This window comes from Frankia sp. CeD (genome assembly GCF_000732115.1).
Lineage (GTDB): Bacteria > Actinomycetota > Actinomycetes > Frankiales > Frankiaceae > Frankia > Frankia casuarinae.
Genome location: NZ_JPGU01000010.1, coordinates 50850 through 67018 on the forward strand (window position 1 = coordinate 50850; position 16169 = coordinate 67018).

Sequence of the window (16169 nt, forward strand, 5' to 3'; positions counted from 1 at the left end):
CCGACCGCGGCAACGGTCACCGTCGGTCCCGACGAGCAGACCGGGCCGGAGCGGGTGGCGGCGCACTGGCCGCGTCCCAGCGGGCGTAGGCGTCGACGATCTCGCTCACGAGCCGGTGCCGAACCACATCGGAGCTGGTCAGGGATGCAAAATGGACGTCGCCGAGGCCGTCGAGGATCTCCCGGACCACCCGCAGCCCGCTGCGGGTGCCGCTGGGGAGGNCGACCTGGGTCACGTCCCCGGTAACGACGATCTTCGCGCCGAAGCCGAGCCGGGTAAGGAACATCTTCATCTGTTCCGGCGAGGTGTTCTGGGCCTCGTCGAGGATGATGAAGGCGTCGTTCAGCGTCCGGCCGCGCATGTAGGCCAGTGGGGCCACCTCGATCGTGCCGCTCTGCATCAGCCGCGGGATCGAGTCCGGATCGATCATGTCATGCAGCGCGTCGTAGAGCGGCCGCAGGTAGGGATCGATCTTCTCGTACAGGGNCCCCGGCAGGANCCCGAGGCGTNCCCCCGCCTCGACCGCGGGGCGGGTCAGAATGATCCGGTTCACCTTCTTGGCCTGCAACGCCTGAACGGCCTTCGCCATGGCGAGGTAGGTCTTGCCGGTGCCGGCCGGCCCGATCCCGAAAACGATGGTGTGCTGGTCGATCGCGTCGACGTACCGCTTCTGGTTCAGCGTCTTCGGCCGTATCGTCCGGCCCCGGCTGGAGAGGATGTTGAGGGTGAGAACCTCGGCCGGCCGCTCCTCGGCGCCGCTGCGCAGCATCGCCAGCGAATGGTCGACATGCTGCGGGCTGAGCTCCGTCCCGGCGTCGAGCAGCGCGATGAGCTCAGCGAACAACCTGGCGGCGAGCTCGTTCTCAGCCGGAGCGCCGGTAATGGTGATCTCGTTGCCACGCACGTGGATATCCGAGGAGAAAGCCTTCTCGATGGTACGGAGCAGCTGATCCTGGTGACCGAGCAGACTCACCATGCTGTGCGGACCGGGTACGACAATGCGCGTCTGGACCCTGGTGTCGGGCGCGACGGGTGGCGTAACGGATTCGGGCATAAAGAGCGGCCAGCGAGGCCGGGGCACCTCTCAGGATTGATGATCGCGGTGGGTGGCGCGGCGCGGACGGCCGACACCGGACAGAACCCCTCCAGCCGGAGGGACCGCCCAGCGAGGCGGACCACGGACGCTACCTGACCAGTCTATCCATCATCGCGCCGGGCCGTCCCAACGACCGAGGTCCGCGAACACGACCGCCGCGGCCACGACGCCGGCGGTGGATGTGCGCAGCACCGTCGAACCGAGCCGCGACACGATCGCTCCGGCCTCGCCCAGCGTGGCCAGTTCCAACTCGGACACCCCTCCCTCGGGGCCCACGACGAGCACCAGCTCCGCCGCCGAGGCGGCCGGAGCCACTCGCTCCGACACCTCAACCGAGCGGGCCAGGCCAACCAACGGGATGGTCGCCTCCTCGTGCAGGAGGACGGCAAGCGCCGCCGCCCGCACCCGCTCGACAACCTCCTTCAGGCCGGCCAACTCGCCCACCACCGGCCAGTGCAGTCGGTGGGACTGCTTCGACGCCTCCTCCGCGGCTCTGACCCAGCGTTCCCGGGCCCGCACGCCACGGACACCCTCCCAGCGGGCCACGGACCGGGCCGCCGACCACGGGACGATCTCGTCGACACCGACCTCGGTCAGCATCTCCACCGCCCGCTCGCCCCGATCCCCCTTGGCAAGGGCCTGCACGACAACCAGTCGGGGGCTCGGGGCCGCGGCGGCGACCCGGCGCCGGACCGCGCAGTCGATCTCATCCCGCCGGGCGGCAACGACCTCGCACTCCACCGCACGGCCGAGACCGTCGGTCACGTCGACCGGCTCCCCCGGCCGCAGCCGGCGCACCATGGCCGCATGGCGACCCTCCGGACCGGCGAGGGTGAACGAGTCCGCGATCGGCAGCGGCGACAGCCGGAACAGGGCGCTGGTCAGGATGCATCCTCTCCGCAGCGGTCACGGCCGATGACCGGGCTAACGGCCGCGGCGCGTGCCCCGCCGCCGGAATAGCCCCGCCGCGCCGCCGGCGGATCCGCCCACGACGGCCGGTGCCTCCTCGTCGCGCAGCTTCGCCAGCTCTCGTAGCAGCCGCTCCTGCTCGCCGTCCAGCTTCGTCGGAGTCTCGACGTTGATGTGGATGTGCAGATGACCGCGCCCGGCGGCCCGCAGATGCGGAACCCCGCGGCCGGCGAGCTTGATGACCTCACCGGGCTGGGTGCCGGGCTTCACGGCGATGGTCTCGGTGCCGTCGAGGGTCTCCAGCGTGGCGGAGGTGCCGAGCGCCGCCGAGGTCATCGGCAGCGGCAGCTCACAGTGCAGATCGTCGCCCTCCCGGGTGAAAACCGGGTGCTGCTTCTCGGAGACCTCGACGTAAAGGTCACCGGGCGGCCCACCGCCGGGCCCGACCTCGCCCTCGCCCGACAGCCGGATGCGCATGCCGTCCTCGACCCCGGAGGGGATCTTCACAGTGAGCGTCCGGCGCTTGCGCACCCTGCCGTCGCCGCCGCAGTCCCGGCAGGGATGCTCGATCACGGTGCCGGTACCCGAACACCGCGGACAGGGCCGGGAGGTCACCATCTGGCCGAGGAAGGAACGGGTGACCTGCTGGACCTCGCCCCGCCCGCCGCAGGTGCCGCAGGTCGACGGGTGCGTGCCGGGAGCCGCACCGGCACCGGTACACGTCGAGCACACCGCCGCCGTGTCCACGGTGATCTCGCGCGTGGCGCCGAACGCGGTCTCGGACAGGTCGAGCTCGATGCGCAGCAGCGCGTCGTTGCCGCGCCGGACCCGGGACCGGGGCCCACGGCTCGACCCGCCGCCGAAGAAGGCGTCCATGATGTCACCGAGGCCGCCGAAACCGGCGCCGAACGGCGAACCGCCACCGCCGCTGCCACCGGGCGCGAGCGGATCGCCGCCCAGGTCGACGATCTGGCGCTTCTCCGGGTCGGAGAGCACCTCGTACGCGGCCGTGACGCCCCGGAAGCGCTGCTGTGCATCCGGATCTGGATTGACATCCGGATGCAGCTCACGGGCCAGTTTGCGGTAGGCCCGCTTGATCTCGTCGTTCGACGCTTCCCGGCGTACGCCCAGAACGGCGTAATAATCCACTGCCATCAGTCGGCACCCAAGAGTTCACCCACGTATTTGGCGACGGCCCGGACGGCCGCCATCGTCCCCGGATAGTCCATGCGCATCGGGCCGAGCACCCCCATCCCACCCAGCGCGAAGGGACCACGACCGTATCCCGTGGCCACCACCGCGGTGGACCGGAGGGCGTCCACATCCGTTTCGCGACCGATCCGTACCGTTACAGTACCGGTCTCCCGCGCCGAGCCGATGAGTTTCATCAGCACGACCTGTTCTTCTAACGCCTCAAGTATCGACCGCAACGAGTCGGCGAAGTCGACCGGGGACCGCGTGAGATTCGCCGTCCCAGCCATCGCGATGCGCTCCTCCTGCCGCTCGACCAGCGACTCCAGCACGGCACCGGCCACCGTGGTCAGGTAGGGGCGCAGCTCGGAGCGGGTGCTGTCGGGCAGGGCCGCGACGATGTCGGGGGCGTCGACCAAGCGCCGGCCGGCCAGCGCGCAGTTGAGCACGGAACGCAGCTCGCCGGCGACCTCGTCGTCAACGGGTACGAGGCTGTCGACGATACGCTGCTCGACCCGGCCGGTGTCGGTGATGAGGACCATCAGCAGGCGGTACGGGCCGAGCGTGACAACCTCGATGTGCCGGATGCTGCTGCTCGACAAGGAGGGGTACTGCACGACGGCCACCTGCCGGGTGAGCTGGGCGAGTAGCCGCACGGAGCGGCGCACCACGTCGTCCAGGTCGACGGCGCCCTCCAGGAAGCTCTGGATCGCCCGACGTTCGGCCCGGGACAGCGGCTTCACCCCCGACAACCGGTCCACGAACAACCGGTAGCCCTTGTCCGTCGGTATCCGTCCTGCGCTGGTATGAGGCTGTGTGATATACCCCTCTTCCTCCAGGGCGGACATGTCATTACGGACAGTAGCTGGCGATACACCGAGATTATGCCGCTCCGCCAGCGCCTTGGAACCCACCGGCTCGTTGCTCAGCACAAAGTCCTCAACAATCGCCCGAAGGACTTCGAGCCGCCGATCCTCCAGCACGCGGTCGCACCCCCTTCACCAGGCGGGACGTGGCCGGGCCACGGTGTGTGCAGCGGCGGACACCCAGCTTGGCACTCGGCCGCAGTGAGTGCCAAGTGTAGCCGCCTGCTCAGGTCGAAGCACAGAACATGAGCCACCCCGCGAATGACCGGTAAGGGCCCGGCGACGTCCTCGTAACGAAACGAGCATGCCGGTACCCAGGTTCCGGTCCCGCCCGATCGGGCCACCGGACGGCCGCCGGTCGGGCAGCGGCGTCAGTCGGGCAGCAGGGCTCGCACGACCGTGTCGGTGAGCAGACGACCGCGACGAGTGAGACGCACCCGGCCGAACTCCAGGGCACCGGGTTCCACCAGGCCGGACTTCGCGAGCCCGGCGGTGGCCTCCCGGCCGGGCCCGTCCAGCTCACCGACGGCCAGTCCCTCGGCCAACCGGACGCCCAGCATGACCCGCTCGACCCGGCGGGCCTGCGCGTCGAGCTCCTCCCGGGCGGCCGCGGGACTGCGCCCGGCCCCCAGCCGGGCCGCGTACTCCGCCGGATGACGCACGTTCCACCATCGCACCCCGCCGACGTGGCTGTGCGCGCCCGGACCGATCCCCCACCAGTGATCTCCGCGCCAGTACCCCAGATTGTGCCGACACCGGGTATCGGTCCCCCGCGACCAGTTGCTGACCNCGTAGCTGGTCAGGCCGGCCGCGCACAGAGCGTCATCGGCCTGCAGGTAGCGGTCGGCAAGCAGGTCGTCGTCGGGTTCGAGCAGCTCGCCCCGGCGGACCCGGCGGGACAGTTTCGTGCCCTCCTCAACCGTCAGCGCGTAGGCACTGACGTGGTCCGGGCCGAGCTGGATCGCCGCGTCCAGGCTCGCCGCCCAGTCCGCCTCCGACTCGCCCGGAGCCCCGTAGATGAGGTCCAGGCTGACCTGGTCAAAGCCCGCCTTGCGGGCCCAGCGCATCACCTCGGGCACGCGGCCAGGGGTGTGCCGCCGGTCCAGGGCGGCGAGGACGTGCGGACGGCTACTCTGCATCCCGAAGGAGATCCGGGTGTAACCGGCGGCGCGCAGCTGCTCCAGTTGCGCCGGATCCACCGACTCCGGATTCGCCTCGGTGGTGATCTCCGCGTCGGACGCCAGCCCGAACCCGTCGTCCAGGATCCGCAACAGCCGCCCGAGATCGTCCGCGGTCAACAGGGTCGGCGTGCCGCCACCGACGAAGACCGTGGAGACCACCAGCTCCTGCTCACCAAGCACGGTACGCGCGAGCCGGACCTCGCCNGTCGCGATGTCGACGAACGTCGTGAGGCCCACCGACGACACCAGGGCGCCGCCTAGGTCGGCCGCCGTGTAGGTGTTGAAGTCGCAGTAGCCGCAGCGCGCCGCGCAATAGGGCACATGCACGTAGACCCCGAACGGCCGCCGGGTCACCTCGGCCAGCGCGGCCGCCGGGAGGGCACCGTCGTCCGGCGGAAGCGAGCCGTCGGGAGGCTTTTGTGGCATGCCCCCAGTGTGCCCCCAACGTGTGCTCTCGCGGCAACGCTACGTTTGCCAACCACGCGGGCGGGCCAGGGGTGGCCACACGAGGACCACCTAGGGATAAGGCCGGAATACCCACTTCGGCGATGTTGGCCGGGTGTAATGACATTTTGTCATCGTTGGGCACAGAAGGGAAAATATGGGTGGTTCACCATGGACCGATCGACGTCGGTGCGAAAAGATCCGGTCATGGACGACGACGCCAGGGCCGTTCTCGACGAGATCTTCGAACTGCTCCCGCCCCGAACCACCGTGTACCGTTCCAGCGCCGCCGCCCCTGTCGCGGACCTGTCGTTCCCCGAACCGGCCACCGAACCGATCCGCCTCCCGGCCAGCCCCCTGCCGACCCGCTGAACGGCCGACTCACTGAACAGGCGGATGGCACCACGGTCCCGCGTCGGCCCCGCACCGGACTCACTTCACCGCCGGTTTGCCGGTGTCCGTGGACAGCGCCGCGATGAAGGCCTCCTGCGGCACCTCGACCCGACCGATCGTCTTCATCCGCTTCTTGCCCTCCTTCTGCTTCTCGAGCAGCTTGCGCTTGCGGGTGATGTCGCCGCCGTAGCACTTGGCGAGCACGTCCTTGCGGATGGCGCGGATGTTCTCCCGCGCGATGATCCGGCTGCCGATCGCAGCCTGGATCGGCACCTCGAACTGCTGGCGCGGAATCAGCTCGCGCAGCTTGGTCGTCATGGACACGCCGTAGGCGTAGGCCTTCTCACGGTGCACGATCGCCGAGAAGGCATCGACAGTCTCCCCCTGCAACAGGATGTCGACCTTCACCAGATCGGCCAACTGCTCCCCGGCCGGCTCGTAGTCGAGGCTGGCATAGCCCCGGGTCCTGGACTTCAGGGCGTCGAAGAAGTCGAAGATGATCTCACCGAGAGGCAGCGTGTACTTGAGTTCCACCCGGTCGGTCGACAGATAGTCCATCCCCTTCAGGACACCGCGCCGGCCCTGGCACAGTTCCATCACCGCCCCGACGAAGTCGGTCGGCAGCAGCAGCATCGCCTCGACGACGGGCTCGTACACCTCGGCGATCTTCCCGCCCGGCCAGTCACTGGGGTTGGTCACTATGATCTCGGAATGGTCCTCCATGACCACCCGGTAGACGACGTTCGGGGCCGTGGAGATGAGAGTGAGGTTGAACTCGCGCTCCAGCCGCTCCCGGACGATCTCCAGATGCAGCAGGCCCAGGAAGCCGCACCGGAATCCGAACCCCAATGCCGCGGAGGTTTCCGGTTCGTAGGTCAGGGCGGCGTCGTTGAGCTGAAGCTTGTCGAGAGCCTCGCGCAACGCTGGATACTCGCTGCCGTCGATCGGGTACAACCCGGAGTACACCATCGGCAACGGATCCCGATAGCCACCGAGCATCTCCGTCGCCGGCCGCCGGGTAGTGGTGATGGTGTCGCCGACCCGGGCCTGCCGGACGTCCTTGACCCCGGGGATGACGTAGCCGACCTCGCCGACCGACAGCGACCCGGTCGGATGGGGGTCCGGCGAGATGACACCTACCTCGAGGGTCTCGTGGCTCGCGCTGGTCGACATCATCAGACACCGGTCGCGGGTGGTCAGCGTGCCATCGACCACCCGCACATAGGTGATGACGCCGCGGTAGATGTCGTAGACGCTGTCGAAGATCATCGCACGAGCCGGACCGTCCGGATCGCCGACCGGGGCGGGCACCCGGCGCACGATCTCGTTGAGCAGCTCCGGCACTCCCTGGCCGGTCTTGCCGGACACGCGGAGCACCTCGCCCGGCTCGCAGCCGATGATCGCCGCGATCTCCTCGGCGTACTTCTCCGGCTGGGCCGCCGGAAGATCGATCTTGTTGAGTACNGGAACGATGGTCAGGTCGTTCTCGATCGCCAGGTACAGGTTCGCCAGGGTCTGCGCTTCGATGCCCTGGGCCGCGTCGACCAGCAGCACCGCGCCCTCGCAGGCCGCGAGCGAACGGCTCACCTCGTAACTGAAGTCGACGTGGCCCGGTGTGTCGATGAGATGCAGGATGTAGTCCCGACCATCGTCGGCCCGCCACGGCAGGCGCACGTTCTGGGCCTTGATGGTGATCCCGCGCTCGCGCTCGATGTCCATGCGGTCGAGGTACTGCGCGCGCATGTTGCGCGCCTCCACGACACCGGTCACACCAAGCATCCGATCGGCAAGAGTCGACTTGCCATGGTCGATGTGGGCGATGATGCAGAAGTTGCGGATCATCGTCGGGTCGGCGCCGGGCGCCAGGTGCGGGGCTGTGGACACGCGGAGAGTTCTCGTTTCGCTCGCGGTGATCACGGTGGAGCCGCCCGTGCCGATATCTGGGTCGACCACCTTCATCGTGCCAGGAGCCGCGCGCAACGTTGCGCCGGTGCGCCGCCGCGCGGGGGTTTGATAATCTGAGTGCCACCGTGACGGGCCGCGTCGTCGTCCGGTCATGATCTGGTCGATCATGACCTGTCCGGTCATGATCTGGTCGCCATTCCGTGCGGCGCCGGTCGCCGGAGGCAGCCGGTTCTCCGCGGTACCTGCTGCTCCCAGGAGCCAGCGAGATATGCCGGATCACCGGGCACGGCCGGTACCCGTACTATGACGTGTCCGCACCACCCCGACTCGACAAATCAGAGGTTCTCCCGCGTGGCCAACATCAAGTCGCAGATCAAGCGCAACCTCACCAACGAGAAGCGGCGGCTGCGCAACAAGGCTGTGAAGTCGGAACTCAAGACGCACGTGCGTCGCTTCCGCGACGCCGTGGATGCCGGTGACGTCGAGCGCGCCGGCGAGACGCTGCGGATCGCGTCCCGCAAGCTGGACAAGGCCGTCAGCAAGGGTGTCATTCACGCCAACCAGGCCGCCAATAAGAAGTCGGCACTGGCTCGCACGCACGCCAACCTGGCCGCCAGCTGAGTCGTCTTCCTCCAGCCGGGGCGCCGCAGGCGTCCCGGCTTTTCCGCGTGCCCACCCGTCGGTCGGGCCTCTCGCCCGGTCAGAGCCCGCCGCACGGCGTGGAACGGGCTCCGGGCTGCTGTGGAGCCGGTTCCGCCGAGACCTCGTCCGGCCGGATCAGCCGCTCAAGCACTTCGTGATAGGCAACCATCGCGCCGACGGTCAGCGGGAGGACACCGACCACCCAGGCGCTCGCGAGATCACCGAGTGCGATCACCACCGTGACCAGCCCAGTCACGATCATGAGCAGCCCCCGCATCCAGCCCGCCGGTAGCACCCGCAGGCCGAACCAGCCGCCCGGCGGCGGGGCCTCGGGGTCGGCTGCCGGCTGAGGAGCCACGACGATGCCGGCACCGGCTCCCGGACCGTCAGCCGTCCCCGGACCGTCAGCCGTCCCCGGACCGTCAGCCGTCCCCGGACCGTCGGTCATCCACGGCTCCCGGCCGCCCGGGCCCGCCCGACCAACCTAGCCACGGCGACCTCGCGCAACAGTTTCTCCAAGGCGTAACCGGCGTCAACCGCAGCGCCCTTGACGCCGGCGTCGGCCTCGGCGGCCGCCCGCAGGGCCTGGCCGAGACCCCGGTCCGACCATGCTCGGGCGGAGCGCTGCGCCTTCTCGACCTTCCAGTCCGGCATACCCAGGGCTCGGGCGAGATCCCACTTCGAGCCGGGACCCGCGGACGCCACCCGGGCGAGGTCACGCAGACCACCGGCAACGGCGCTGGAGACCAGTACGGCCGCGGTACCCCCCTCCAGGGACTGACGCAGCAGCGTCAACGCCTGCGGCAGGTCGCCGCCGATGATCGCGTCCGCGACGGCGAACCCGCTGGCCTCGGCCCNGCCCCGGTGGAAACGGGCCACCGCGGCCTCGTCGATCAGCCCGTCGGTGTCGGCCACGAGTTGATCGCAAACGGCGGCGAGCTCACGCAGATCACCACCGACCGCGTCGAGCAGGGCGCGCACCGCGCCGTCGCTGACCCGGCCGCCGAGATGCCGCACCTCGGCGACGACGAAATCGTGACGCTCCCGCGGCTTGGTGATCTTCGCTGCCGGCACGACCCGCGCGCCCGCGGTCTTCAGCACGTCCGCGAGTTTGCGGTTCTTCACCACGCCGCTGTGGACGACGACGAGCACGACGTCGTCGAGCGGACGAGCGATGTACTCCAACAACGCGTCACGCAGATCCTCGGCGAGGTCCTGCGCGCCGCGGACGACCATCACCCGGCCACCTCCGAACATCGAGGTGGCGCCGAGGTCGATCAGATCGGCCTCGCTGAGCTCACCGGCCGGCCGGTCGACGATCTCGACATCGGGATCACGGGCCCGAGCCGCGTCGAGAACCCCGCGCACCGCTCGACCGACGAGTAGATCCTCGTCGCCGGTGACGAGCACGAGCGGCGGCAGTGCGGAGGAGGACACGCAGGTGAGCATGTCACGATCCGCCCCCGGGCCGGCGGAGCACCACCGAGACGCGGACTCCCGCCCCCGACCCGGAGGCGGCTCCCGCCAGCGACCCGGACTCGGCGGACCCGGCGGGNGCCGCCGTGGCGACCACCGCCACCGCGCCGTCGCGGTCGGTCCGGGCGACGGCCATGCCGGACCGGCGCAGCGTCCGCAAGGTGGACGGCGCGGGATGACCATAGCTGTTCCCGGTGCCGACGCTGATCAGGGCGAATCGGGCCCCGGTCGCCGCGAGGAAGGTGGCGTCCTGATCAGCGGCGCCGTGATGGGGCACCTTGAGCACGTCGGCTCGTAGCGCCGTCCGATCCTCCGGGCTGCCGGTCAACANCCGCTGGGCCGGCGGCTCCACATCCCCGGTGAGCAGGATGGTCACCTCCCCCACCCGTGCGGAGAGCACCAGGCTCGCGTTGTTGGGATCGCTCTCGGTGCCGTGCAACACGGTGCGCGGAGCCAGGACCGTCCAAGAGACCGCCCCCACCTGTGCCCGGGAGCCGATGACGGCCGTCCGCAGCGGCACACCGGCCCGCCGGGTCCACTGTTGGACCCGGTGCCACTGGAGAACGGGNTCCCCCNGCGGACTGCCGAGTACCTCCCCCACCGGAAGCCGGCCGAGCACGGCCGGCAGCCCCTCGACGTGATCGGCGTGGAAGTGGCTGAGAATGACCACCGGTATCCGTCGCACGCCGAGGTCGGAGAGGCAGCGGGTCAGCAGGGCCGGATCGGGGCCGGCGTCGACCAGCACCGCGGTGCCCGGTCCCGCCGACAGCACGAGGGCGTCGCCCTGACCGACGTCGCAGGCGACCAGGCGCCAGCCGGGCGGCGGCCACGGCGCCAGCCGCCCGGCGACGGCGCATCGCGCCAGGAGCAGGCCGACCAGGGCCGCAGCGACCAGTCGCCGCGGCACCCGCCGCCGCAGCGTCGCCACCACGAGCCAGGCGACACCGGCGGCCACGCCCGCTCCCATCACCCCCGTGGGCCACGGCAGCGTCGCGGCAGGAAGATCGGCGCACCGGCCGGCGACCGTCACCAGCCACCAGCACGGCAGATCGGCGAGGTGCGCGAGCAGCCCGGCTGCTGACGGCGACACCGCCGCCACGACCAGCGTCAGTACTCCCAGCACGGTCGCCGGTGCGACGGCGGGCACGGCCAGGACGTTCGCGGGCACCGCCACGAGGCTCAGCCCCCCGCCGGTCCAGGCCAACACCGGGGTGCACGCCAGCTGGGCGGCGGCCGCGACGGAGAGCACCTCGGCGATTCGCGCCGGCAGCCGGCGAGCGAGCGCGTCCCGCCAGCCCGGCGCGAGAACGATCATTCCGGCCGTGGCGAGGACGGACAGCGCGAAGCCGACCGAGAGGGCGAGCGCGGGATCCGCCAGGATCAGGATGATCACGCTCGCCGCCAGGGAGGGCAGCACCGCCCTGGGACGGCCAACGGCGAGCCCGAGCAGGCCGACCAGACCCATCGCCCCGGCACGCAGCACGCTGGCCGAGGGCCGGGCGAGCACGACGAACCCGACGAGAGCGAGGGCTCCCACCGCGGCGCGCGACCGTGACCCACGCCCGGTCCATCCCATGAGGTAGAGCGCCGAGGCCGTCACGATGGCGACGTTGCTACCGGACACGGCCGTTAGATGGGACATTCCGGCGGCGCGGAAGTCCGCGCGCACCGCATCGTCGAGCCCGGAGACGTCGCCGACCACGAGGCCGGGCAGCAGCCCGCGACGCGGTTCAGGCAGTCCCCCAGCGGCTCGACGCAGCCCGGCCCGCAGCCCCCCGGCGATTCGTTGGATCATTGCGGGTCCGCCGCGGGTCCGCGGTGGGCCGTCGGCGAACAGGACGGCGGCCACGGTGTCACCGACCCGGGGTTCGGCGAGCCTGCCGGAGACGACCAGGTGCTGGCTGGGCAGCAGAGCACCCCAGCCGCCACCCCGCGCGAGCAGGACCATCGGGGCCCGGACCCGCAGATCCGCCGGTGACGCGGTAAGGCGTTCCGCCCGGACGGAGATCACGAAGGTCACGCGATCGGCGCCGCCGCCCTCTCCTCTTCCCTCTCCGGCTCCGGGCCCGGTTCCCGTCCGGACCGCGGTGGACGAGGAGGTGGCGCGGGGATCGTCGGTGACGACGACCTCGGCGGTGACCGGACGGCCATGCCGGACCAGATCGGCGAGCGGGCCGCTGTCACGCGGACGAGCCGCCAGTCCACCCGCGAGAAACCCGGCGGCCAGGAAGACGAGGGCCGTGAGCACGACGACAGTGCCGCCGGAGCACCGCCCAACGCCCCGGGTGAGCGGCGCGCTGCGCGGCTGCGACTGCGACTGCGACGGACGAGACGCGCCCGTAGCCGCCTCGGCCCGAGCGCCGCCCGGTCCCGGGCGAGTCGGCCGACCACCCCGCGGACGGACCTGGAGCAGCAGGAACATCGGAGCCGCGACGAGCACCGCACCGGCGGCGCCCAGCAACGGAACGGACGGCGGCCAGGTGCCGGCACCCGCCGCGCCAGCCCAGGCCATGACCGCCGGGCCCACCAGCCGGGCGTCCATGGGACGGGAAGCCCCGGACGGCCGTTCCGGCAGCGCGAGTCCGGTCTCCATCCCGACGTCGACCACTGGAACGTCAAACCTTCAGCAATGGCAGCAGATCGGCCAGCCGCTTGTCGCCGACTCCGGTCACCTCCGCCAGCTGCTCGGGCGACCGGAAGGGCCCGTGCGCCGTGCGCCACTCGACGATGCGGCGAGCCAGCACAGGCCCCACCCCGGGCAGACCGTCNAGCTCCTCGGCGGTCGCGGCATTCAGGTCGATCGGACCGGTCGCCGCGGTGGAACCGGCGGACCCGAGGCCAGTACCCGCAGGTTGCCCGGCCGCCGTTCCGGGCCGCGCCGGGCCGGGCTTGCCGTCGACGAGGACCTGTTCTCCGTCGACCAGCAACCGGGCCAGGGCGAGGCCGGTCGTGTCGGTGCCCGGGAGCACTCCCCCGGCGCGTTCGATCGCATCCACCACGCGCGCGCCCGCCGGGAGCCGGACGACCCCCGGCCGGGCCACCCGGCCGGCGACGTCGACCACCACCTCGCCGCTCGCCCCGGTGCGGGCGGCCCTGGCCGTCGGTGCCGAAGTCACGCTCGTATCCGTGGCGGAGGTGGCCCCGTGGTCCGAGTGGTCCGACCGGGCGTTGCCAGCCGCCGCCGACTCCCCCGTCCGGGGGGTATCGACCTCGGAGGAGGCGAGCGGCACCGGGCGGTGCTGCCAGGAGAACCAGGCGGTCATGAGCGCGGCGGCGAGGGCGACCAACGCGAGAACGAGGGCGGCCCGGGCGGCCGGCGCCACCACGATGCCATGCAGCGTAGCCGGAAGCCGCCTGCGGATGACGCCGACCAGATCGCCCCGTGGAACTCCCGGCGCCGGCCGGCCGGCCGATGGCCCGCGATCAGGTCCCCGGCCGCCCTCGTCCTCGCCATCGTCCATCTCGCGCCCCGCACGGGGGTGGACCAGACGGGAGTGGACCGGACGGCGCCGATCCGTTCGGCCGGCGACCAGCCGGCCAAGATCGGCCCCTTCCGCCGCGAGCTCGTCCGCGACCCATCCGCCGGCGGCCCGGTCCTCATCAAGGAACACGCCCTCGCGAATCCCGAACAGGTCGGACTCGTCGCCACCGATCTCCTGCTCGTCCTCGGTGAACGTGGCGTCACGAACGCGGCGGGATCCACCAGCTGAGCCGTCCGCTGGGGGGTCCGGCGGACGCAGCGGCACGGTGGCGTCGTCCGACGGCAGCAGGTCCAGCGATGGCCATCGCGACGAAACGGACGTTTCAGGCGGAAATGCGTGGACGGGGAAACGCGGCGACGGGGCCGACAGCGGGTACCCGGGACCAGGGGTGGATTCGACCATGGCTGGACCGTAGATCGATCACGGCGGCTCCCGCTCCGCTCGCCGCCGTCCTGTGGACAGCCGCCCGTCGTCCACAGCCCCCGCCCAGTGGCCTGCCGGGGTCCCGGTTCTGTCGCAGCCACGGGCTCGGCGGTAAGGTCCGCTCGACACTGATTGTGGGAGCACCACTGGGAGGTGCGCCGATGCGCGTGACTGTCGACTACGACCGCTGCGCGAGCAGCGGAACCTGTGTCCGTCTCGTCCCGAACGTGTTCGAGATCCGCGACGACGGCTTCCTCTACCTCCTCGACGAGGAACCCGACGACGCCAGGTGGGACGACATCCAAGAGGCTGTTGACTCCTGCCCGACCGAGGCGATCAGCATCTCCGACAGCTGATCACGACGTGGCGGTCGGCCGGGAGAGTGAGTCGCGGTAGCGACTCGCCGGAACCGGGTAGAGACCNTCTGGCGAGAGCGGCCCGCGCGTATCCGGGCGGAGCCCCGACCCGGGGAGGTGCCTCGATGGCCACGATCTACCGGCAGCACCGACGTCAGCAAGCCCCCAGCGCGCTGTGGCCGGCGTTGCTCCTGCTCGGTGCGGCGGTCNCCGTGCTGGGACTTCTGCTGATCACGAACCCCTTCGCGACAGCCCGCACGCTGGCGGTCCTCGCCGGGGNGGCACTCGTGCTCTCCGGTATCAGCGAGACGATCGCCGCGGTCCGGTCGGAGAACACTGCGGGGACCGCCCTGTTCGGGATCATGCTTGCGCTCGGCGGCGTCATCGTGCTGCTGTGGCCGGGAGTCACCCTCCGAGTCGTCGCACTGCTCGTCGGCGCGATACTGATCATCACCGGGGTCGTCCGGGCCCTGGTGACCTGGGCGAGCAGATCCTCGCGCGGGACCGGCCGCGGCATCGCCGGTCCGCTCGCCTTGGCCGCGCTCAGTGTCGTCCTCGGCGTGCTGGCGCTGACCTGGCCGGGAACGACGATCATGGTACTAGCGGTGATCTTCGGAATCCAACTGATCGTCACCGGTGTCACCGAGATCGCGCTCGGGCTCGCGCTTCGCCCGCACGGTCACTCCTGACCTCCGGCGACCATCCGTTCTCCGGATTTCCGGCGGATCAACCCGCGATTGCCGAGCGCGCCCGCCGAGTCACCCGCCTCCCGGCCCCGCGGCGGTGCCTTTGCCCGGGGCATTGACGGGGGTATCGACCGGGTCATGGACGGGGTCATGGACCGGGTCGATGCCGAACGACGACAGATCGACGGTGCCGCCCGCCCGCGTGGACGGACCGGTACCACCGCCGACGGAACCACCGGACCGCTCCGGGTCCACCGCGAGAGCCGTCCGCCCGCCCGCCTGCGCGACGGCCGCGGCGACCACCGGATCGATCTCGACGGGATCGATGAGATGACGACCCTTGTTCCGGACACTGCCCACCTCGGCCGCGACCGGATGCGCCGCGACCACCCCGGCCGGAGCCGGCCGCAGCAGCGAGGCGAACGCGGCGGGATCGCGGACCGAGGGATCCATCCAGCGATCCCAGGCGGCCTCGGGCAGGATCACCGGCGAGCGGTCGTGCAGGAACTCCAGCCCCGCGGCGGCCCCGGTCGTGAGGATCGTGAAGGTCACCAGCGGGGCCTCACCCCGGCGCCAGACCTCGTAGAGACCCGCGAACGCGAAGATCCCGCCGGTCGCGGGATGGCCCGCGGGACGGATGTAGAAGGGTTGCCCCCGCCGCGAGCCACCACCCGGATGAAACCACTCGTAGAAACCGGTCGCCGGGACGAGGCAGCGCCGTGCGGCGAAGGCCGATCGGANCGCCGGCTTGGTCGCCGCCGTCTCCGACCGCGCATTGATCATCTTTGCCCCGATCGTCCGCTCCTTGGCCCAGGACGGCACCAACCCCCAGGTCGCGAGGCGAAGGACCCGCTCGGTCCGGGCGGCAGCCGGCGGCTTCCCGGCCGGGTGCCGGCCGGCCGGAGGGAGGTGCGCCTCACCCCGAAGAGCGCCGTCCGGGAGCTCACGCGGCTCGGCGATGACGATCGGCATCGCCGAGGTGGGCGCCACGTTGTAGTTCTCCGCCACCCCGCCGGCAGTCTCGTCGCGAGCGGACATCGCCGCGGCGAGGTCGTCGGTCTTCAGCTTCTGGGTGTACCGACCGCACATGGCGCCAGTGTGGCACCCGGGTCCGACAGT

At 71.0% G+C, this 16169-nt stretch carries 16 protein-coding genes; 5 read left to right on the plus strand and 11 right to left on the minus strand.

All coding sequences use genetic code 11. The features are described from left to right. Positions 1 to 16 precede the first annotated feature (16 nt). From CED_RS08640 to hemW, 5 genes are all read right to left on the minus strand, one after another. Complete coding sequence (locus tag CED_RS08640) at positions 17 to 1054, minus strand: PhoH family protein (RefSeq protein WP_035909745.1); 1038 nt, start codon at positions 1052 to 1054, stop codon at positions 17 to 19. A 150-nt stretch (positions 1055 to 1204) separates the two neighbouring features. Further along, positions 1205 to 1897, minus strand: a complete 693-nt coding sequence (locus tag CED_RS08645; protein WP_011435710.1) for a 16S rRNA (uracil(1498)-N(3))-methyltransferase — start codon at positions 1895 to 1897, stop codon at positions 1205 to 1207. Positions 1898 to 2020: 123 nt separating this feature from the next. Then, on the minus strand, positions 2021 to 3160 hold the full coding sequence (dnaJ, locus tag CED_RS08650) for a molecular chaperone DnaJ (protein ID WP_011435709.1): 1140 nt from the start codon (positions 3158 to 3160) through the stop codon (positions 2021 to 2023). Further along, positions 3160 to 4179 carry a heat-inducible transcriptional repressor HrcA gene (gene hrcA, locus CED_RS08655; RefSeq protein ID WP_011435708.1) on the minus strand — a complete coding sequence of 340 codons (1020 nt, stop codon included), beginning with the start codon at positions 4177 to 4179 and terminating at the stop codon, positions 3160 to 3162. The genes dnaJ and hrcA overlap by 1 nt, the downstream gene beginning before the upstream one ends. Positions 4180 to 4433: 254 nt before the next feature. Further along, positions 4434 to 5669 carry a radical SAM family heme chaperone HemW gene (gene hemW, locus CED_RS08660; RefSeq protein ID WP_035909748.1) on the minus strand — a complete coding sequence of 412 codons (1236 nt, stop codon included), beginning with the start codon at positions 5667 to 5669 and terminating at the stop codon, positions 4434 to 4436. A gap of 225 nt (positions 5670 to 5894) precedes the next feature. Here hemW and CED_RS08665 point away from each other — a divergent pair, with 225 nt between their 5' ends. Beyond that, positions 5895 to 6059, plus strand: a complete 165-nt coding sequence (locus CED_RS08665) for a hypothetical protein (protein WP_232234895.1) — start codon at positions 5895 to 5897, stop codon at positions 6057 to 6059. A gap of 60 nt (positions 6060 to 6119) precedes the next feature. On the opposite strand, the gene lepA is transcribed toward CED_RS08665, so the two are convergent. Further along, entirely contained in the window at positions 6120 to 7964 is a 1845-nt protein-coding gene (lepA, locus tag CED_RS08670) for a translation elongation factor 4 (protein WP_035730196.1), read from the minus strand. A 372-nt stretch (positions 7965 to 8336) separates the two neighbouring features. On the opposite strand from lepA, the gene rpsT reads away from it, so the two are divergent. Next, positions 8337 to 8606, plus strand: a complete 270-nt coding sequence (gene rpsT, locus CED_RS08675; protein WP_011435705.1) for a 30S ribosomal protein S20 — start codon at positions 8337 to 8339, stop codon at positions 8604 to 8606. Positions 8607 to 8685: 79 nt separating this feature from the next. On the opposite strand, the gene CED_RS08680 is transcribed toward rpsT, so the two are convergent. The 4 genes from CED_RS08680 to CED_RS08695 all read right to left on the minus strand — a co-directional run bounded on the left by CED_RS08680 (position 8686) and on the right by CED_RS08695 (position 13429). Continuing rightward, on the minus strand, positions 8686 to 9075 hold the full coding sequence (locus CED_RS08680) for a hypothetical protein (protein WP_035909750.1): 390 nt from the start codon (positions 9073 to 9075) through the stop codon (positions 8686 to 8688). Beyond that, positions 9072 to 10076: a DNA polymerase III subunit delta gene (gene holA, locus CED_RS08685; protein WP_035909752.1), complete on the minus strand. Its 1005-nt coding sequence runs from the start codon at positions 10074 to 10076 to the stop codon at positions 9072 to 9074. The genes CED_RS08680 and holA overlap by 4 nt, the downstream gene beginning before the upstream one ends. 1 nt (position 10077) lies before the next feature. After that, positions 10078 to 12711, minus strand: a complete 2634-nt coding sequence (locus CED_RS08690; RefSeq protein WP_235186973.1) for a ComEC/Rec2 family competence protein — start codon at positions 12709 to 12711, stop codon at positions 10078 to 10080. A 7-nt stretch (positions 12712 to 12718) separates the two neighbouring features. Then, positions 12719 to 13429, minus strand: a complete 711-nt coding sequence (locus tag CED_RS08695; RefSeq protein ID WP_051569444.1) for a ComEA family DNA-binding protein — start codon at positions 13427 to 13429, stop codon at positions 12719 to 12721. 6 nt (positions 13430 to 13435) lie between these two features. Here CED_RS08695 and CED_RS25175 point away from each other — a divergent pair, with 6 nt between their 5' ends. The 3 genes from CED_RS25175 (at position 13436) to CED_RS08710 (ending at position 15053) form a co-directional block, all read left to right on the plus strand. Continuing rightward, complete coding sequence (locus CED_RS25175) at positions 13436 to 13813, plus strand: hypothetical protein (RefSeq protein ID WP_035730063.1); 378 nt, start codon at positions 13436 to 13438, stop codon at positions 13811 to 13813. 356 nt (positions 13814 to 14169) lie between these two features. Beyond that, positions 14170 to 14364, plus strand: coding sequence for a ferredoxin (locus tag CED_RS08705; protein WP_011435700.1), 195 nt, complete (start codon positions 14170 to 14172; stop codon positions 14362 to 14364). A 125-nt stretch (positions 14365 to 14489) separates the two neighbouring features. Beyond that, on the plus strand, positions 14490 to 15053 hold the full coding sequence (locus CED_RS08710) for an HdeD family acid-resistance protein (protein WP_035909754.1): 564 nt from the start codon (positions 14490 to 14492) through the stop codon (positions 15051 to 15053). 69 nt (positions 15054 to 15122) lie between these two features. On the opposite strand, the gene CED_RS08715 is transcribed toward CED_RS08710, so the two are convergent. Then, positions 15123 to 16139: an SOS response-associated peptidase gene (locus CED_RS08715; RefSeq protein WP_035909756.1), complete on the minus strand. Its 1017-nt coding sequence runs from the start codon at positions 16137 to 16139 to the stop codon at positions 15123 to 15125. Positions 16140 to 16169 lie beyond the last annotated feature (30 nt).